21 protein-coding genes are annotated in these 17,332 nt (G+C 56.0%); 11 read left to right on the top strand and 10 right to left on the bottom strand.

Going from position 1 to position 17,332, the window contains the following annotated elements:
• The coding region (locus ACFR9S_RS15925; protein WP_379819007.1) for a helix-turn-helix domain-containing protein at positions 1-159 on the bottom strand (159 nt) is incomplete at its 3' end.
• Between the two features lie 422 nt (positions 160-581).
• Between ACFR9S_RS15925 and ACFR9S_RS15920 the strand changes: the two genes are divergently transcribed.
• The 3 genes from ACFR9S_RS15920 to corA all read left to right on the top strand — a co-directional run bounded on the left by ACFR9S_RS15920 (position 582) and on the right by corA (position 3,134).
• Positions 582-1,400, top strand: a complete 819-nt coding sequence (locus tag ACFR9S_RS15920; RefSeq protein WP_137711726.1) for a ParA family protein — start codon at positions 582-584, stop codon at positions 1,398-1,400.
• Entirely contained in the window at positions 1,397-1,804 is a 408-nt protein-coding gene (locus tag ACFR9S_RS15915) for a hypothetical protein (RefSeq protein ID WP_379730312.1), read from the top strand. The genes ACFR9S_RS15920 and ACFR9S_RS15915 overlap by 4 nt, the downstream gene beginning before the upstream one ends.
• A 343-nt stretch (positions 1,805-2,147) precedes the next feature.
• The gene (corA, locus tag ACFR9S_RS15910) at positions 2,148-3,134 is read left to right on the top strand and encodes a magnesium/cobalt transporter CorA (RefSeq protein ID WP_379730313.1); all 987 of its coding nucleotides are present in this window, start codon (positions 2,148-2,150) and stop codon (positions 3,132-3,134) included.
• Between the two features lie 52 nt (positions 3,135-3,186).
• On the opposite strand, the gene ACFR9S_RS15905 is transcribed toward corA, so the two are convergent.
• From ACFR9S_RS15905 to ACFR9S_RS15890, 4 genes are all read right to left on the bottom strand, one after another.
• On the bottom strand, positions 3,187-3,756 hold the full coding sequence (locus tag ACFR9S_RS15905; RefSeq protein ID WP_379730314.1) for a magnesium transporter: 570 nt from the start codon (positions 3,754-3,756) through the stop codon (positions 3,187-3,189).
• A 97-nt stretch (positions 3,757-3,853) separates the two neighbouring features.
• Positions 3,854-4,414 carry a magnesium transporter gene (locus tag ACFR9S_RS15900; RefSeq protein WP_379730315.1) on the bottom strand — a complete coding sequence of 187 codons (561 nt, stop codon included), beginning with the start codon at positions 4,412-4,414 and terminating at the stop codon, positions 3,854-3,856.
• A 2-nt stretch (positions 4,415-4,416) separates the two neighbouring features.
• Positions 4,417-5,622 carry a potassium channel family protein gene (locus ACFR9S_RS15895; RefSeq protein WP_379730316.1) on the bottom strand — a complete coding sequence of 402 codons (1,206 nt, stop codon included), beginning with the start codon at positions 5,620-5,622 and terminating at the stop codon, positions 4,417-4,419.
• A 204-nt stretch (positions 5,623-5,826) separates the two neighbouring features.
• Positions 5,827-6,192, bottom strand: a complete 366-nt coding sequence (locus ACFR9S_RS15890) for a hypothetical protein (protein WP_379819006.1) — start codon at positions 6,190-6,192, stop codon at positions 5,827-5,829.
• Here ACFR9S_RS15890 and ACFR9S_RS15885 point away from each other — a divergent pair.
• From ACFR9S_RS15885 to ACFR9S_RS15875, 3 genes are read left to right on the top strand one after another with little or no spacing between them, the layout of a single operon-like run.
• The gene (locus tag ACFR9S_RS15885; protein WP_379819005.1) at positions 6,169-7,170 is read left to right on the top strand and encodes a site-specific integrase; all 1,002 of its coding nucleotides are present in this window, start codon (positions 6,169-6,171) and stop codon (positions 7,168-7,170) included. The genes ACFR9S_RS15890 and ACFR9S_RS15885 overlap by 24 nt on opposite strands.
• Positions 7,171-7,224: 54 nt before the next feature.
• Complete coding sequence (locus ACFR9S_RS15880; RefSeq protein WP_379730318.1) at positions 7,225-8,445, top strand: ATP-binding protein; 1,221 nt, start codon at positions 7,225-7,227, stop codon at positions 8,443-8,445.
• Positions 8,442-9,692, top strand: a complete 1,251-nt coding sequence (locus ACFR9S_RS15875) for a DUF6414 family protein (protein WP_459076958.1) — start codon at positions 8,442-8,444, stop codon at positions 9,690-9,692. The genes ACFR9S_RS15880 and ACFR9S_RS15875 overlap by 4 nt, the downstream gene beginning before the upstream one ends.
• A 3-nt stretch (positions 9,693-9,695) precedes the next feature.
• Here the strand turns inward: ACFR9S_RS15875 and ACFR9S_RS15870 are convergent, their stop codons facing one another.
• The 5 genes from ACFR9S_RS15870 to ACFR9S_RS15850 form a co-directional block, all read right to left on the bottom strand.
• Positions 9,696-10,610, bottom strand: coding sequence for a metallophosphoesterase (locus tag ACFR9S_RS15870; protein ID WP_379730320.1), 915 nt, complete (start codon positions 10,608-10,610; stop codon positions 9,696-9,698).
• 150 nt (positions 10,611-10,760) lie between these two features.
• The gene (radA, locus tag ACFR9S_RS15865; protein WP_379730321.1) at positions 10,761-11,750 is read right to left on the bottom strand and encodes a DNA repair and recombination protein RadA; all 990 of its coding nucleotides are present in this window, start codon (positions 11,748-11,750) and stop codon (positions 10,761-10,763) included.
• A 153-nt stretch (positions 11,751-11,903) separates the two neighbouring features.
• A complete protein-coding gene (locus ACFR9S_RS15860; protein WP_379730322.1) occupies positions 11,904-13,127 on the bottom strand; it encodes a competence protein CoiA in 1,224 nt (407 codons plus the stop codon).
• A gap of 336 nt (positions 13,128-13,463) precedes the next feature.
• Complete coding sequence (locus tag ACFR9S_RS15855; protein WP_379730323.1) at positions 13,464-14,006, bottom strand: hypothetical protein; 543 nt, start codon at positions 14,004-14,006, stop codon at positions 13,464-13,466.
• Positions 14,007-14,062: 56 nt separating this feature from the next.
• Positions 14,063-14,785 (bottom strand): hypothetical protein, encoded by a 723-nt coding sequence (locus tag ACFR9S_RS15850; RefSeq protein WP_379730324.1) that lies wholly within the window; start codon positions 14,783-14,785, stop codon positions 14,063-14,065.
• A gap of 144 nt (positions 14,786-14,929) precedes the next feature.
• Between ACFR9S_RS15850 and ACFR9S_RS15845 the strand changes: the two genes are divergently transcribed.
• From ACFR9S_RS15845 to ACFR9S_RS15825, 5 genes are all read left to right on the top strand, one after another.
• Positions 14,930-15,097 (top strand): DNA-binding protein, encoded by a 168-nt coding sequence (locus ACFR9S_RS15845; RefSeq protein ID WP_004048632.1) that lies wholly within the window; start codon positions 14,930-14,932, stop codon positions 15,095-15,097.
• A 75-nt stretch (positions 15,098-15,172) separates the two neighbouring features.
• Entirely contained in the window at positions 15,173-16,225 is a 1,053-nt protein-coding gene (gene xseA / locus ACFR9S_RS15840; RefSeq protein ID WP_379730325.1) for an exodeoxyribonuclease VII large subunit, read from the top strand.
• A gap of 2 nt (positions 16,226-16,227) precedes the next feature.
• On the top strand, positions 16,228-16,410 hold the full coding sequence (xseB, locus tag ACFR9S_RS15835) for an exodeoxyribonuclease VII small subunit (protein WP_379730326.1): 183 nt from the start codon (positions 16,228-16,230) through the stop codon (positions 16,408-16,410).
• 208 nt (positions 16,411-16,618) lie between these two features.
• Positions 16,619-16,897: a hypothetical protein gene (locus ACFR9S_RS15830; RefSeq protein WP_379730327.1), complete on the top strand. Its 279-nt coding sequence runs from the start codon at positions 16,619-16,621 to the stop codon at positions 16,895-16,897.
• A 6-nt stretch (positions 16,898-16,903) separates the two neighbouring features.
• Positions 16,904-17,323: a hypothetical protein gene (locus tag ACFR9S_RS15825; RefSeq protein ID WP_379730328.1), complete on the top strand. Its 420-nt coding sequence runs from the start codon at positions 16,904-16,906 to the stop codon at positions 17,321-17,323.
• Positions 17,324-17,332 lie beyond the last annotated feature (9 nt).

Genomic DNA, 17,332 nt, shown 5'->3' with positions numbered 1-17,332 from the left:
GTCGTCATAGGAAACGTAGCCTGCGTTTTCCAGCCGATTGACGGCCTGTCTCACTGTCTCGTAGGGCGTGTGGAGGTGTTGGGCGACACGGCGGATGGAGTCACCACTCTCGATGGCGAGGATAGTCTGTGCCGCCGTGTCGTCGAGCACCTCATACATCTGGTGGTTACCAATAATCCGGTAACAGTTAAAAGTCTTACTCGACTGGCCGTAAAGCACGATCTCCCCACTTGTTTCGAAGGTAGTCCAGATCCCCGCTGAAAACATGCGGAACGACTATAACGAATTCAACGAGCAAAACGAACAGAACGGGAAAAATGAATGGATTGAACGCATTCTGAGGAACGAACTGGTTGAGGATGAGCTGGCCGGCTTCTACTCGATGAACAGAACGAGTGAAACGAACGTAACGAATAGAACGAATACATTGATGGAAACGATAGTGTTTGCCTCAACGAGCGAAACGAACAATTGGTTTTAACATCGTAGTATTCCTCTCACCGAGTGAAACACCCTCACCGAACCAAACGAACAGAACGACCAAAACGAACTGAACGAACACAACGAGGTAAACGAAAGAAATGACCGACACCAACACCGCACGAATCACCGTGGCGAATCAGAAGGGAGGCGCGGGGAAGACAACCGACGTCATTCATACTGGCGGCGCACTCGCTGCCCGAGGCCACGACGTCCTCCTGGTCGATATCGACTACCACGGGGGGCTCACCTGCTCGCTTGGCTACAACGATCTGTACTACGATACCGACCGTACAACGCTGTTCGACGTCCTGGACTTCGATCAGATGGAGTCGGTGAACGACATTATCGTCGAGCACGAGGAATTTGACATCCTCCCCGCGAGCGAGAAGCTCGCGAACAACAAGAACATCCAGACCCTGCTTGAGGCACCGAAGAGCCGAGAACGACTGGAGATGACTCTCGATGAACTCGAGAAGGACTACGACTACATCATCGTCGACACGCCGCCATCCCTGAACGTCCTCACCGACAACGCCCTGGTCGCGACCGGCAACGTCGTCATCCCCGTTATTCCCGAGAAGCTCAACGCCAACAGCCTCCAGATTTTCGCAAAGCAGCTGAGTTCCCTCGAACAGGCGTACGGAGATATCAATCGGCTCGCCATCGTCTGTAACCGTGTCGAGCAGAACGCCGAACACCGCGACACCATCGAGGAGATCAAGTCGGCGTACTCCCTCCCAGTGTTCGAGATTCCGAAGCGGACCGACCTCTCCCAGTCGATCGGCGAGGGGGTATCCGTCTTCGGCTTCGGCAAGGAGAACCAGCGCGTTGAGGATGCACGCGATTTGTTCAACGAGATCGCCGACCTATTCGACGAGACGTTTGAGAAGACTGCGCCTGAGGAGGTGGAAGCATGACTGACGGCTGGGGCGATGCATCTGGCATCGAGGGCAACTACGAAGAGGAGGACGATGAGGTCGAATCCAGCGAAACGAGTGAGGTGAGTGAAACGGTGGAAACCAGTTCATCGACCGAAACGACCGAATCAACTTCAACGAGTGAAACGAACGAAACGAGCGAAACGAATACGAACATCAAGGACGAGTGGAACGGACGGACGATCTACATCCCCGACGATATTCTCGACGAGATGGAGGATACCTACTTGGAGTCTCAGCTGAAACTCCGAAAGGCAGGCCAGGACGAGTTCAAGAAGAACCGTCACTTCTACCCGCTACTCGTCCAGTTCGGCGTTGAGGCGCTCTCTGAAGCGGATGCTGAGGAAATCCAGGCACGGCTTTCGGAACTCGGTGACGGGTAACCTTGGCGCAGAATATGGCGCGACTCAAGTTGAGGACCGGCATTCTCAATGTATACGTCCCACTCAAAGCGAACATAGGATCGCTGGTGTCCTCTATCGACACACCACATTGTCTCTCCAACTCGCGACCCCGCCGTACCATACGCTCTTTTAACCTGAAACTACTCCGCACTCATATGGATCGAAGTACAATCGCTGGAATCGCCCTGATACTCGTAGGAATTCTCGGGTATATCGCAGGGATATTTGTCGCCTATCCTGGTCGGGCATTTTCAATTACCGTACTTATGATCGGCATCGCACTCGTCGCAATCGCACGTCGATCCGCCACGAGGGGAGATACATGAGCCTTCATGCTATGGTGTATACGGATAACGGCGTTGAGCGTCACAACGATCTCGATACCGCGCTCGAAGCAGCCGGTGAGACTTGGATTCACGCGGAAGACGTCGAACCGACTGAACTGAAAGCACTGCGAGACCGCTTCGATATTCATCAACTGGCCGTCGAAGACGTGCTTCACGACGAGACGCGGCCGAAAACAGAGGAGTACGACACCCACACGTTCGTCCTGATGAAGACCGCACGTCTGAGCCAGCGCGACGAGATCGAGTTTCACAAAGAAGTAGGAACTCACCCTGTCGGATTCTTCATCGGTGAGGACTGGCTTGTTACGATGTCGGCGACGGATATCGACATTGTTGACCCGTCAGATTCGCAGTGGACGAAAAACGGCCAACGGTTCGTGAATCGCGGAACGGATTTTCTCGCCTATCGAGTTATGGACGCAATCGTCGACGACTACTTCGATCTACTCGACGAGATTGAAGACGACATCGAAGCGATCGAAGAGCGTGTACTCGACGAACCCAACCCCCAGATGATCGAAGACCTGAATGACGTTCGCCGGGACCTCCTCGCGTTCCGGAAGGTCGCTTGGCCGGCTCGGGAAGCAATGTCGTATCTTTCTCGGGGTGATATCCCAGAGGTTGCCGATGAAAATGAAAAGTACTTCCGGGACGTCTACGACCATCTCGTTCAGGTCGTCGATCTGATCGAGACGTACCGTGATCTCACGGGTGGGTCTCGGGACATCTATCTGAACGCTGTCTCTCAGTCGACGAACGAGGTGATGAAGACTCTCACTGTCGTCGCGACCATCTTCATCCCGTTGACGTTCGTCGTCGGGATCTATGGGATGAACTTTGCCGACACACCGTTTGCCATGCCGGAACTCTACTGGACGTACGGCTATCCAGCAGTTATGGTCGGAATGGGACTTCTCGCGGGAATGATGCTCGTCCACTTCCGTCGCCAGGACTGGATCTAACGCATCCCCTCTCAGAATTGTAGCGTTACTCTGCTCACCAGCCGGGGAGAGATCACAGGATTGCAAGTGCGAGCTTCGTTGCAACGAACACCGACGCCATCCCGAAAATATCGCCAGCGGTGGTCATTGCTGGCCCGACGAGGTCGTCGGGATTCATTCCCCGACGATATCCCCCGAACACCACGACGACGATGACGGCGGTCAACACGAGCCCGGCGAGCACACCGCCGACGAAGGCGATGAAGACGAGTACCCAGAGCTGTGCGACGGCGTGCCCAATAGCTGTGAGAATGGCGTAGGTGAGAACTGCGGCGACTACGCTGGCAACCAGCCCGTTGAGCAAGGCAGCGGCGACAGCGTTCACGAGGCGGTCGTCCGGTTCGAACACCGGGTCGATCAGCCCCTGGTGGAGGGCACTCGATAACCGAGAGCCGAGCGATCCGTAGACACTGCCGCGAATCGCCAGAAACGCCGGTACCATCACGAGTAACCCTTGCACTGCTTTGAGTTCGGCGTCCATTCCCCCCAGTATCGTCCCTGCGAGTAATCCGCCAAATGCGCTCACCAGCACTGTCGGGAGCGCGCTTCGATACGAATTCTTGACGACCGAGAGGGTAGACATACGTATTGGTTCGAGGACTGTCCAGTTACTGATCTCTATTGATAGACGGACATCTGGCTGAAAAAGCTGCTCGCTTTCAGTTGGCTCGATATTGGGTTCATGGGACAAGCAGTTGCACGACGGCGAAGAGAACGAGCACGCCTAGGACGTCACAGACGTTCGTGACGACGGGTATGACGACGTCGTCAGGGTCGAGCTCGAAGCGATAGGCCGCGTACGTCGCGACGACAGTCACCACAATCGCGAGACACGCAAGGATAAGTCCACTCACGAGTGCGACAGTCACAACCATCCCGACTGACAGCTGGGGGTCATCAGTCACTGCGATGATACCCCACCCACCAGCACCGACGACAGGAAAGACGCTCACGGCGAGTAGCACAGTCGTGATCGTGTTTCCGAGGAGTCGGTCGTCGGTCGGCTCGAACGAGAGCATTCCGAGATGGAACGCCGTGGACATCCGGGCGGATAAGATACTGCCGAGATTCCCGGCGGTCCCGATCATCACCGGGACCAATACGAGGAGCGTCGGGTACTGGAGGAGCGTCGCCTCGAACGATCCCAGCGTGAGGCCGCCGACGAGCTCGAGAACAGTTAGGACGAGCAGGATCGGTAAGAGCGCGCGCGTGATTGATCGAATTGACCAGTGTTCGACCATTGTCACGCCGCCCAGTCAGAGAGTCGCTCAGCTCCTGCGCGCGTCCCTTTCGTTATGAGTACATCGCCAGCACGAAGCGTCGTGTCCGGCAGCGGCGAGATCTGGTACTTCGTTCGTCCATTGTCCTCTGCCGATTCTCGGCGGATCGCGACGATGTGCATCCCCGTTCGTGTCTTCACTTCGCTGTCGCTGATCGTCGTCCCGTCGAGGCGACTGCCAGACGTGACCGTCGTTCGATAGATGATCTCGTCGGATTCCTGGACGGCGGCTTCGACGACGGGATGACTTCCGACGCCACGAAGCACGCCTTCGCTGATTTCGAGGGCTGCGTCACTGATGACCTCTGTACTGGTTGCGATATGGAGTAGCCCTCGGATGGATACTGAATCGTCGACCGTCTCGGCTGCACGAAGCGCCCAGACCTCGAACCGTGACTGGAGTGCATCAACCTCGACTTCGAGCTCGCGAACTTCTTTAGCAAGTTCCGGACTGTCGAAGAGGACGCTCCCATATGCGAGATCGACGGCCAATTCGCTCATGTTCTTCATGAGGGCGACCGTCTCGACAGCCCGGTCGAGATCCTCGATCGGCTGCTCAACCGTCTTGGGTGGCGTATACCGCCCGCCGGTGACCGCCTCGTAGACGCGTGTCAGTCCCTCTTCGGCCCCCCGACAGAACAGGACATCTTCGGTTTGGAGACGTGTCTCACGGCTCGGATTGAGGATCCATTCGTCGTCACGCCTGAGTGCGAGCACGCGGACGCCCGTCTCCGTCTCCAGATTGATGTCGCCGAGCGTTCGGTCGGCGTATGGTGAGTCTGCACTGACGGTCGCTCGCGCGAGTGTCTCGACAGCTTCGGGCAGTGCTCCACGGAGTGCCGGTGGAAGCCCGATGTCTTCGAGGACGACCTTTGCGATGTCGCCTGCAGCATCGCTGATTTTCTCGGCGGCCCCCACGATTCCGAACACGGGGGCGAGAGCTTCCGCTTCCTCAGGACGGCGGCCAGCCATCACGAGACTCATTCTGGCCTGCAACTGGAGGAGGTCCATCTCGTCTTCGAGGGCGAGGACTTCTTCGGCGAGCTCTGGATTTTCGAAGAGGACCGACGAATATGAGAGATCGATGAGCAACTCGGCGATGTCCTTCATCTCGCCGAGTACCTCCTTGACGCTGACCGGCTCATACTCGAGTCCGTCGTCCTCGCTCATACTACGTCTTGAGCCCGGGGTTCACTTAATGTCCTACAATCGGGGGTCTCGATCAGCGGAGCGCTAAATTGTGTATAGCGGAATAAGATATATGACTCCGCAGTTTTCTGGGAATCCGGCGCTAGGTGGCCCCAGCTCCTCGAATTCAGCTGATAGATTGATACTATGGAGTGGTCCTGATTATGCCAATAATCACGACCACCTTTAAGTACCCCGGCGCTGTCGGTGAAGCACGAATGCTGCAACCGCCTCACGACGGCGCTTCCCCCAGGGTAGAGGCTCCGAGACCGGGCCCGCAGGACGGTGGAGGGCCGGTGAATGCCTGACCGAGCGCTTTCGACGCCGCTCGACGACAGCTTCGAGCGCTACCTCCAAGACAAGGGGAAAGGCCGCGGCGGCGACGGTGGGAACTATCGACGTAACGCAGCCCGCGAACTCGAGCGGTTCGCCGAGTGGGCCGCCGGCGACCGCGGCGCCGACGACTGGACCGGGATCGTCTCCGACGACGTCGACCGCGAGCCGACCTTCGACGATCTCGACGAACGCGTGTTCAGGGAGTACGCCCGACATCTCGGTGGAGATCGGGGACTCAAGCAGAACACGGTACAAACCTATTACCGCTATATCTCTGCCTGGTGTGGGTGGTGTGTCAACGAAGGGTATCTCGAGGCGCATTACGCGCAGCGGGCGAGTGCGATGGCGCCGTTACCGGAGGACGACGGCCGCAAGCCCGGCGACCAGCAGGCCTGGACGTCCGAACAGCGCCACGCCCTCACCCGCCACGTCGACGAACGGGCCCGCGACGCCGTCGAGACGTACACGACCCTTCCAGAGGATACTGACCCCCTCGACAAGCAGCGAGCGCGCTACGCGGCGCTGAAAGCCGCTCGTGACCGAGCGCTGGTGTTCGTCCTCGCGTACACCGCCGTCCGCGTCGGGGAGCTACTCCGGGATCCGAACGATCCGCGACGGCGTGGCGTCCGCTGGGAGGATCTCTCACTCGACGACGGGAGTATGGACGTCTACCGGAAGAAACAGCAATGGGACGCTGCGAGTCTCCCCGACCCAGTGATTTCGCCGCTGCGAAGCTATCGTCAGCTGATGGACCCACCGACGGAGCGCTGGCCGGTGTTTCCGACGTTCGACCAACGGACGCTCGCGGAGCTCGTCCGGGAAGAGCTAGCCGAACGAGGGGAACGCCCAGAAGCAATCACTGAACGCCGTGCGGAGTACGCTCGCGACCTGCTGCTGGCGCTCGATGAGGACATTCGGCCGCCGTCGATCACGACGGACGGCGCACGGTCGATTCTCCAACGGCTCTCAGAGGCTGCAGAGATCGACATCGCCCATCCGAAACACGACTATCTCGCGCCCCACGGTGGTCGACGTGGAATGGGCGAGGTGCTAGTCCGCGCGTTCGGGTACACTGTTGCGGCTCGCTATCTCGATAACTCGGAGGAGATGGTTCGTGAACGGTATTCGCATATTGAAGCCGGTGAATTGGGTGATGTTGCTACGGAAGCACTCAACGAGATTGATTCCGTTTAAAGGTACGACAGCAAGCTTTAGCAGAGTGCCGATTAATGGGTAACTAAGTCATAAATGCCGGACTTCTATGCAGGGTGTGTAACTGAGTGTCCCTCCGAAACTGAGCTTGTCGTATTGCGGCGAAACGGAACTGAGGTACTGGTAGAAAACGCCGTTCCGCACGAAACAGATTATGACTCGGTCGAATTAGGGGATCTCGTAAAAATCGAGGAACGCCCTTCTTATGAGGACCGGGCAGTTGATATCTATTCTCGCAACGGTTTCTCTTCGGGCAATATCCCTGCTGTAGTTGAAGACGTTTTTGATGGAACAGCCATCGTACGTACTGATAATGGACTTTCTACAGTCACCCGAGTTCCTGACCACGTCAATGCTGGCGAAACGATTCAAGTCACAGCAGCTATGACCTACCATGGTCATCTTTCGGATAGTCCACCAGATATTGACGATCTTCTTCCTGAGTCAGAAACGAGCGATGACGATTATGAGTGGCGGTACGAGGAAGATATCTCCGTCACGCTTGAGGATGTTGGTGGCTTGGACCATGTCAAGCGCGCCGTTCGGGAACAGATTATACAGCCTCTCGACACTGAAAACGAGGAGTTACGGGAGACGCTGGATGTGACTCTTTCTCAAGGACTGCTATTCTATGGGCCAGCAGGGACTGGAAAAACTCGAACAGCCAAGGCTGTCACAAATCACGTCGACGGTGATCTCTTCATCGTCGACGGCCCGGAACTCGTCAGCAAGTACTACGGTGAAACTGAGCGGCAAATTCGAGATGTCTTCCAAGAAGCAGAACGAGCAGCGGAGGCCTCGGGAAATCCCAGTATCGTCTTTTTTGACGAACTGGATAGTATGGCGCCATCACGTGGGCAGGCGGATGAGACAGAACGCCGTATTGTTGCTCAACTCCTCTCAGAATTGGATGGATTTGATGAGCGAGGGGATATCATCGTAATTGGAGCAACGAATCTTGTTGATGAAATCGACCAGGCGATTCTTCGACCAGGTCGATTTGATAGCCAGCTGGAGTTCTCTAAACCTGATCGTGAGGCACGGGAAGCGATTCTTCAGATTAGTCTCGGCGATACCCCTATCGCAGATGATGTCAATCTCACGGTCGTCGCTGAGCAGACGGAGGAGTTTACTGGAGCAGACTTAGCTGCGGTCGTTGACCAGGCAAAGTACCTCGCACTTCAAGATGGTGAGGAGGCGGTCAGAATGGAACACTTGCGAATTGGCGCGGCACGGCGGCAGGAGGCTCAAGAATGAATTTTTCTAATATCCGGAACTACTGGCGATTTTGGCGTTTCGGGAAGGTATCGGGTGAACCATCCGAAGATGAGGGTAAACAATTCCCACAGCTCCGCGAGTTCGTCTATATTGACCAGCGAAGTGTGAGGAGTCTCCTCGCTTCGACGGACTCTGGTCGAGTGGCAGCTGAACAAACAGACCGAGAGACCAACGTCGACACAAAACAGAATTCCGCAAGCGTGGGTGCTGGTTCAGGACCTGTGAATGCTGGTGTTGGAACAAATCGAACTACGCAACAGGGGAATGAGACGGAGAACGTCTATTCATTCGATCTCATTCAATCGAAGTTCACACGCCTGTACGAGCACGAGGACATCAATCCTCAGATCTCATTGACTGCTGATGGAGCGTACGACCTCCAAGACGGGCTTGAGTTATCTACCCTAGATCGGGGTGAAGTATTGGAGTTTAGGGGTACTATCCGACTGCATCCGTTGTATAGAGTGTTCCGGGCAATAGAGTATATAGACACGGCAGCCCCGGATGAAGCGGATATATCGGAAGGAGAGATGCAGCTTATTGAGGAGAGTCTCGGGAATAAGATTCCAATAGAGATCGAGGTAGATGGGCTATCTATAGACGAAGACGGACGGATCTCTGAGAGTTCTGAGGGAGATGCATTCAATGTCGTAGCATTGCTTGACGAAACTGAACTCTGGACTGAACCAATCCAGACGTTGGCCTCGAACAAGCAATTCCGGATATTTTGTCGGGTGGAGTCCATTAGGCCAGATTGGTACCCGATGAAGCTGATTCGGGTCTTGGAGAGCATTTCGTCGGATCTGGCGGAGAATTTTAACGATGATTTGGAATCTGAACTACAAGCAGCGATGGATCGATTTGAAGCACAAGTTGAGGCTACCACTGAAAACACGGGATTTGACGAACAGAAGCTCCACGAGTTCATTGAATTCCTCGGTGAGAGAGCGGAGAGTTCGATACAGGCCGACCAGTTAGATGAGGTTGTCGAGCACGCAGCGGATGCATACTCACCGGACGCAACGGTTGCTGTCGAACAAGAGGTAGAACTCCTGAAACAGGCCTACGATTCATTCACAGAAATTCATTCAGAGGATGAATTTTCGGAGGATTCTGCTTCCTTACGGTCGGACTTTCGCCAACAAGCAACCCATTCACAATCCGCCGATTCTGACCGTGATTTCACCGCTCACCTGGAGGCCAACGTGATTGGAGTCTACTGGTAATCCTTATTGTCGTTTGAGACTTTCAGGGCTCTCTGCGGGCTTAAGCGGGTCAGTTGGATGCGGTCGATCGACGTTGGCAAGCTCCTCGAGATATGAACGAAACTGGTCAGCAAACGTTTCGTCATCAACGACTCCATCACGAGCTGCGACGACGAGGTCGTCGATGCTTGCGGTCTCTTCCTCTTCAGATGTTGCCTTCTCGAATGCAATGAAAGCGATCGAACTGAATTGACGACCAGGGCCGAATTTACAGAGGCCGCAGCCGAACTTTTCAGGAGTGAACTGCCGGCCGTACCACTGGTGATCCGGGCAGACAAATCCCTTCCACTGTTCGTCGAGTCCGTGAACGGCTGCCTCCCATTCATCGTCGTCGAGGGTGGCGGTGAAGTAGGCGCCGTTGAACCCCTTGTCGTTGTGTAGATATCCGGTATTGAGTGCGGTTTTGAACTGCCGTGCTCGGTGTGTATCACCGCAAAAGTAGGCATTTGCCGAGGATTGGAAGAATGCCTCCTGAGAGATGCCGTGAGTGAGGAGGATATCTTCGGGGCCAGCATCGGCTGGGTCCGCTGTAAACCGCTGTCCATCGACCGTTAGTTCACCGCCAGCCTGGAGACGATGACCGACACTCAGTTCGTATTCTTCTGAGACGTGTGTCGGTGATCCGCCGAAGGCCCGTTCCTTATCTCTGTTTCCATAGATGTAGACAAGAGTTCCGCGTTCCGCTAATGTCTCGAAATACGGTTCCACAGCCTGGAGTTGATCCACCCCTGTCTCGAGGTCAGTCTTGTAGGCGTTCGTGATGTCGCCTGTGTGGATGATGAAGTCGAATTCCTCACCGTCGGTGGCCTCGACAAGTTTCTCGAGTGATTCTGTATCCCCGTGATTGTCGCCACAGGCGAGAATCCGCTGATGGGTCATACTTGGACGTGATACGCAGCTACGAAAATACCACCGTTGGAGTATCGATCTGTCCGTCTGTGATCCAAACCAGCGGACTTCAATCGAACCCCATACTCCGATTCAGCTGATCGTGCTGTTTCGAGCGAGCCATAATCTACCTCTAGCAAATTACTCAGGGATGAATTGCCCTTGTTCGATGTAGGCCCCTACTTCCCCATGCTTGAGGTTCGGCGCATCGACGAGCTTGATCCGACGCTTCTCGCCCGAGGTCTTCTGGATTTGGAGACGGAACGGAACCGAGTGGTCGACGATTGCTCCTCCGTAGGATTCTCCTGAGGAATTAGTCGCGTTCGTAACCACCACGGCAGCGTTCTTCATATCACCGAACCGCCGCAAGTCGTGGAGATACGAGTTTAGCTTTTGTTGACGCTCGGCAAGCTCGCCTCTCCCCTGGTATTCTGCACGGAAATTAATAGTTAGTGAGTCGACAATCACCAATCGCAACTCTGACCCGGCTGATTCAACCCTATCTGCCAGATTGGAGAGCTCCTCCGTTGTGAGCAGTTGCTCATTAGTGGTCGTTGGCCGCTCGATGTGGATATGATTGAGGGCCTTTTCAGCGAGATCCTCTACGTCACCAGGTGGAATCTCAAACCGGGCGCCCAGAGCTTCTCGCCGATCCGTGTCGAGCCCCTCGATGATCTCTGTAACTCTGTCCGGATCGAACTTCCCTCGCGTGTCGATGTAGGCTGAGTCCCCTCCGAGACCGCCTGCGTTGTCGGGGAGAAGTGACTGGACGCAGAGCTGGTGGGCCATCGTGGTCCGCCCACTGTTTTCGTTGCCATAGAACTCTGTAATCGCCTGTGTTTCAATACCTCCACCTAGAAGCCGATCAACTCCACTGTGGCCCGTTTCCAGCTTTTTAATGCTGGGACGGTCAAGGACAGCGGCTCCTGAATCAAATCCTCCGATATCAGCAGCCTCACGGGCACCGTTGATGATGTCCGACGCTGTGCTCTCACCCACGTCGATAATAGAAGAGAGTTCCCCTGGTGATGAGACCGCAAGGAACTGCATCGTCTCGAATCCGGCCTCCTTGAGATCCGTTTCTCTGCTTGGTCCTACTTTCGGGAGGTCCTGGAGGTCATCGCTGGACATAGGTTCTCTCGAAACGCTGTCGTCATAAATCCGATGACGCCCCTGGATTTCCGGGGTGCTATCGACGATATTGACCACTCGGATTGTTTGATGGGTTGTCTTCCCACGTACTGGACTAGGCCTGTGGGCCGGGCGGAGTGACTGATCCCCAATTTATGGAGGAATCCAACTTGTGTGGTCGCGGAGAGTAGTCTCGGGAGTCTCCATCGTCGCCCCGCACTTGGGGCAGTAATCTTCGATCGCATCCTCATCGTAGAGATAGTGATCACACTCGGGAGGGCTGGCTTGGAAATACACGTCGTCCCAGTCGAGATCAGGCTCTCGACCGTAGAGACAGAATGTACTGTGTCCTGACCGCCCTCGATGGTTCGTCACTAACCGAACGGGACAGTACATGCACTCGCGGAGTTCGATTAACGGCTGGTCGGAATGGTTCGTCCAGAGCGTTTCTCGCCGCCCCCATTCGTGAAACCCCTTCGGCCCCCGACAGCGCTCTATCTCAGGTCGTGTCGCAAGCAGCTTCTCCACCTGTGCGGAGTGGTACTGGCTTCCTGCCCACTTCCAGAACGGATCTCGGTCGTACTCACGGACAATCGCGTTCTTAAGCGCTTTCAGGGGAAAGTCAGGGCCGTGCTCGTCGCTCGCGGTGTAGGTGTAAATGCCGTCGGACTCGTGAAGCCGGCGTAGCTCGCAGCCCTGGGCAGTACAGATATCGTACGTAATCAGGTCATCCTGTCCGCGAGGATGGGCATAGGGCGGCACACGCTCCCACGCGTGTTCGCCGTCGTAGAGGAGCGCTTGGCAGTTCGTAAATCGGCTCGCTTTGCTCGTTCGTTGGGCGTATCCAGAACCGTCGTCTTGCTCAAATTCGGCACCGATCGTATCGTAGTTGAACGTATCGAGAAGGACTGTTGCCGCGCGTATCCAGACGACCGAGTACCCAGCGGCCAAGTAGTCATGCGTCACCTGATGGACGTCTTTGTCCTCGTGGCTGTGCTGTACCTCAACGGCGAGCCCTTCCCCGAAATAAGGGTTCCAATCATCAAAGGTCGCGAGTGCGTCGGCCCGGCGTTCGGTCACAGGTGTCGGCACCTCGGCCACGTCGACGTCCACCTCCGTCTCGATGCGGGCGTTTTCTCCGAATTGCTGGTGCAGAGCGACCTCGACACGGGCGACTGCGCGTTCGTGGGTCTCTGACTCGCCGCCATTCGAGCAGCGCTGGCCGGCGTCGTCTGATACGTGGTAGAAGTGTCGAGACTTGCCCGGCGCCGATCGCGGGTACATCGTCCCGCCGCATACTGGACAGGTGACTTCTTCTCCATCGTCGACAATAGCGGGGACGACCGGGCGACCGTCACGACGACCGCGGAAGGGCATATCCCCACAGAATATCTCAATAAGCAAGTATCTCCCCCAGCTAATCGGCCTAGATAAGTGAAGCTAGAGTCCGAGGGCCGACTCTACGGAGGGATTTTCTAAGCAGTATTTAGTGTTCTATGTCCCGAATCAGACCTCGCCTCCACGCCGTATTCCTAATCAGAATTCAAAAACTCGAGAACAGTCTCCAGCGATTCTATTCGTCCGATGAGTCGTCGGACCGTGTGTTGTCGGGGCTGTCGCTGCCCTTGAATGTCTCGTTGGATCCGGACTGCCCCAGGTCGGGGGCTTCTCCGTCTCCGGAGGATCCGGAGTCACCAGAATTGCCTTCCTCACTCATAGTATGAATAGGAGTATCGTCCCGGCCACTAAAAGGATGACGCCGAGGATCGATGTGATGAGTGCGTTATCGACATCTTCAGACTTGTCCTCTGTTTTTGACTGTACCTTATCAAAGCAGTCTGAGTGGATATTGATTGCACGAGAAAGATAATCGACTTCATCGTAGTCGTGTTTAGCTACCGCTCGAAACATATCGGTTTCAGGGCCTGTACTGATACTCTCTCGTTGTTGTGTTTGGAAGGCCCTGTATGTGGAATAGCCAAGTGAGATAACGGCTCCTCCGAGTAGGATTCCTGAGATTGGTGTTATCTGAGTTAGACTGGATTGGGTGGGTACGAGGCTTGCGAAAACTGTAGCGACAAGTCCATTGAATTGTACGACTCGCCAGGCTTTCTGAGTAATATCGTTTAGCGATTGGAGTTCCTGATCGAGTACCCGTCGAACGTCATCGAGTGCGTGGCGGCGAGCTTCTGAGGAGGTGTCTGAATCTTCATTTGACTCCTCCTGATTTTCTGTCTCTTCCACGCCGTTTCTCATACTCGGGGATATCAGCGGTGAAATAAGAGCCTATGGTCTCTGGGAAACGATTTCTTTTACTGATTTAGCTGATCGTATCTCTCTTTTACGACGTGAGCCGTGAGTCCGACGAAGAATAGGGTGGCTATGCCGACATTTTCATCATAGTAGGCGTCAGGTGAGCCGTGCATTATTCGGTGACGGTGATTCCAAAAGTCGTCCCATTGTTGTTTGAATGACTCCCCCTCATCATCTTCGACACCGAAAATGGCGTGTTCATCGTACCATTTCTCCAGAGCACATTTTTTTCGTCCGCCGAAGTAAACGGGGTTTCCGCCGTCGTTGTAGAAGTCAGGGTCAATATCTGGGTCGTTCTCACAGAGCCAGGTGATCAGGCCATCAAGGGAGGAGAGTAGCAGGTGGAGTCCTTTGTATGGGTACTCGGTTTCAGAGTCATCTAGTTCTTCAGCGAGCGAGGTAGATCCCTCTTCGATACGTCCTGCGATAGTGGTTAAATTTGGGTCCCCCGTGGATTCGAGATATTCGCGTCCTTCATAGGTCCACTTCATTGCTGTGAAGGAAGCCTCTTCGCTTGGAGAGTAGTCCGCTGGGTCGTAGTCCCAAGGTGGACCGAGGTTGATGTATTCTTCTGCGTGTTGTCTCGATCGCTCTAATCGTTCCTGGCCCTGACGGACTGCTTCAACCAGTTCTTCCATTTCCTCCTGTGAGGGGAGGGCATCTGTCGCCGCACGGAGCGTATCTTCAGATAGTCCAAAGAGGGAATCATCGGAATCACTCATCGTGTGAGTGTTGTTATCGAAATAGTGTAAATAGCCCGTATAAGTTTGCTCCAGTGGGTACAGTACCCATCGTCAGTATCTGAACGAGATTCGGCGTAAAATCTTCGAACCTTTATATGGTGGACAAGAGAAGTCCGCGATGGAATGTCTGACCTAATCGTCAAAGCAGCCGTGAAGGACGCACTTTCGGACCACAACGTCTCGGCAGATTTCTACGACGCCCTCAACGAAGAGGTCGCCGAACTGCTCGACGACGCCGCAGAGCGTGCCGAGGCCAACGACCGGAAGACGGTCCAGCCCCGCGACCTGTAGGCCTGCGTAACGCAGCCCACCCAGGCACTCGAACGTAGCTTTTTGAGGTTCCTGATCAGAAGTTAGGAAACGGAGATGGCGGACGCACCGGATACCGAACGGCAGGCGGTCGAACCCGATGCGAGAGAGGTCCTTAGCGTGTCCCAGCTGAACGACCGGATCGCGTCGGTCGTCCAGGACGCGCCTGCCCTCAACGGCGTCCGCTGTATCGGGGAGGTCACTGACCTCCACAAGAACAGTACGGCACTCTACTTCACGCTCACCGACGGCGACGCCGAGCTCCCCTGTATGATCTGGGCGAACCGTTACCGGGAGATGGACGCCGACCTCGAGGACGGGACCGAAGTCATCCTCGAGGGCGATATCGACTACTGGGTCGAAGGTGGGAAAATCGACCTCAAACCGTGGGAGGTGATCGTCGTCGGCGACGGCGACCAGGCGGCTGCCGTCGAGCGACTGCGAAGCGAACTCGAAGAGCGTGGCTGGTTCGACGACGAGCAGAAACAGCAACCGCCGGCGTTCCCGGAGCGGATCGGCGTCGTCACGTCCCTTCGAGGAGACGCCCGGTACGACATCCAGAACGCGATCCACGGACAGGACCCCACCGTCGACATCCTGGTGAAGGACGCAACCGTCCAGGGGTCGAACGCGCCGACGTCCATCGCGAACGGCATTCACCATCTCGACCGCTCGGAGGACGTCGACGCCATCATCGTCGGTCGGGGCGGTGGGAGCGATTCGAACCTCCAGGCCTTCAACACCGAGCGGGTTGCGGAGGCGATCTTCACCGCGAATACCCCGGTGGTCACCGCGATTGGACACACTGATGACCAACTCATCGCGGATCAGGTGGCGGACGTCGCGACGATCACGCCGACTGCCGCCGGCGAGTATATCGTGAACTCCCGTCAAGAGTTCCTTGCGAGTGAGATCGAGCCGCTGGAGCAACAGCTCGACGCCGCGTACGAGACCTTCCAGCAGGACCACGAACACGAACAGGAGCTCGCCGAAGCAGTCGATGAAGCGACCGCACCCGAGGGCCTCCCACCGATTTACTACAAGGTCGCCATCGTAGTGCTACTGTTGCTGTTGCTGGTCATCACCGGACTTTGGCTGGGGGTGATCTAACCGTGGCAAACGACTCCGAAATCCACGATCGAGTGAGTCGCGTCGAGGAGATTATTGAGCAGCTCGACGCGGACGAGTGGGACCTCGATGAAGGTACAGCCCTCCACGAGGAAGGTGAGGAACTCTTGGCCGAAGTGCGAGAGATCCTCGACGAGGGGAGCGGCGAAGTTGTGGAGCTCGAGTAAGCGAGCTGATTCTCACTCTTAACCAACAGACTTCTTCCTCCTGCGCCTTCGTTGGTTAAGTCCTTTTTCTACGAGAGAAACAAGTAATTTGGTTATAATTTACTCGACAAACTTGCACCAGTTGATAGCCAGAAAGCATTTAGGTATCATCCAGCTACCGCGCCAATATGTACCGGGACTCAGCCGGTGCATACCCATACCCGCATGTATGATTACGAGGTCAGTCACCATCGAGGACATCGATGACCTGTACCTGATGTGGAACGACCACATCAACGCCTCCGCCCTCTATCGCCGCGCCCTCCGCGAGGAAATGGAAGTCCGCGGTGTTGACCCCGATGAACTCCGCGACCTCCTCGAACGGGCCCGCGAGCAGGGCTACACACTCGAAGAGATCGCAGAGGACACCAACCGATTCGACGATCTCCAGTCGCTCGTCGAAGAGCAGCAAAGCCAGCCAACGGCTGAAGACGCCACCGATGATTAGCCCGCTATGTCACAGGACCAGACTCCCTCCGACCCTGAGCGTAGCGTCGAAAACCAGTCACCGCTGACCGGGAAGATCCCTCGACAGGCAGCGTTCACTGTCGTCCTCCTGAGCCTGTTAGCTGTCCAGCCGGTCGCCGCCCAGAGTAACGCGGTCTGTAGCGCAGACAACCTCCCGAGTATGATTGAGGGGTTCTTCCAGCTGACCACCGCGCTGGGGATCGTCGGCCTCGCCATCGTCTGGCAGGCTGACTCCCTCATCGAGATGTTCACCCTCAATCCCGAGCAGAAGAAGGGCCTCAAGCGCCACAAGCGCTCGGCGATGAAGTCCGCGGTCGTCCTCGTCGTGCTCGGCCCGCTCTATACGGTTGCCGGGTCGATGATGGGCCTCCCGCTGGCGCAGTGCGTCGACCTCGTCCCCTGGTAACCACTCCGC

The organism is Halolamina salina (assembly GCF_042678005.1).
GTDB classification, from domain to species: domain Archaea; phylum Halobacteriota; class Halobacteria; order Halobacteriales; family Haloferacaceae; genus Halolamina; species Halolamina salina.
Note: the sequence above shows the minus strand (reverse complement) of the source record. Positions and strands in the feature narration are given on the sequence as shown.

What these genes read in the sequence shown, in the direction of transcription:
- ACFR9S_RS15920 (WP_137711726.1), top strand. Translation starts at nt 582, where the DNA reads ATGACCGACACCAACACCGCACGAATCACCGTGGCGAATCAGAAGGGA.
- ACFR9S_RS15915 (WP_379730312.1), top strand. Translation starts at nt 1,397, where the DNA reads ATGACTGACGGCTGGGGCGATGCATCTGGCATCGAGGGCAACTACGAA.
- corA (WP_379730313.1), top strand. Translation starts at nt 2,148, where the DNA reads ATGAGCCTTCATGCTATGGTGTATACGGATAACGGCGTTGAGCGTCAC.
- ACFR9S_RS15905 (WP_379730314.1), bottom strand. Translation starts at nt 3,756, where the DNA reads ATGTCTACCCTCTCGGTCGTCAAGAATTCGTATCGAAGCGCGCTCCCG.
- ACFR9S_RS15900 (WP_379730315.1), bottom strand. Translation starts at nt 4,414, where the DNA reads ATGGTCGAACACTGGTCAATTCGATCAATCACGCGCGCGCTCTTACCG.
- ACFR9S_RS15895 (WP_379730316.1), bottom strand. Translation starts at nt 5,622, where the DNA reads ATGAGCGAGGACGACGGACTCGAGTATGAGCCGGTCAGCGTCAAGGAG.
- ACFR9S_RS15890 (WP_379819006.1), bottom strand. Translation starts at nt 6,192, where the DNA reads ATGTCGGGCGTACTCCCTGAACACGCGTTCGTCGAGATCGTCGAAGGT.
- ACFR9S_RS15880 (WP_379730318.1), top strand. Translation starts at nt 7,225, where the DNA reads ATGCCGGACTTCTATGCAGGGTGTGTAACTGAGTGTCCCTCCGAAACT.
- ACFR9S_RS15875 (WP_459076958.1), top strand. Translation starts at nt 8,442, where the DNA reads ATGAATTTTTCTAATATCCGGAACTACTGGCGATTTTGGCGTTTCGGG.
- ACFR9S_RS15870 (WP_379730320.1), bottom strand. Translation starts at nt 10,610, where the DNA reads ATGACCCATCAGCGGATTCTCGCCTGTGGCGACAATCACGGGGATACA.
- radA (WP_379730321.1), bottom strand. Translation starts at nt 11,750, where the DNA reads ATGTCCAGCGATGACCTCCAGGACCTCCCGAAAGTAGGACCAAGCAGA.
- ACFR9S_RS15860 (WP_379730322.1), bottom strand. Translation starts at nt 13,127, where the DNA reads ATGCCCTTCCGCGGTCGTCGTGACGGTCGCCCGGTCGTCCCCGCTATT.
- ACFR9S_RS15855 (WP_379730323.1), bottom strand. Translation starts at nt 14,006, where the DNA reads ATGAGAAACGGCGTGGAAGAGACAGAAAATCAGGAGGAGTCAAATGAA.
- ACFR9S_RS15850 (WP_379730324.1), bottom strand. Translation starts at nt 14,785, where the DNA reads ATGAGTGATTCCGATGATTCCCTCTTTGGACTATCTGAAGATACGCTC.
- ACFR9S_RS15845 (WP_004048632.1), top strand. Translation starts at nt 14,930, where the DNA reads ATGTCTGACCTAATCGTCAAAGCAGCCGTGAAGGACGCACTTTCGGAC.
- xseA (WP_379730325.1), top strand. Translation starts at nt 15,173, where the DNA reads ATGGCGGACGCACCGGATACCGAACGGCAGGCGGTCGAACCCGATGCG.
- ACFR9S_RS15830 (WP_379730327.1), top strand. Translation starts at nt 16,619, where the DNA reads ATGATTACGAGGTCAGTCACCATCGAGGACATCGATGACCTGTACCTG.
- ACFR9S_RS15825 (WP_379730328.1), top strand. Translation starts at nt 16,904, where the DNA reads ATGTCACAGGACCAGACTCCCTCCGACCCTGAGCGTAGCGTCGAAAAC.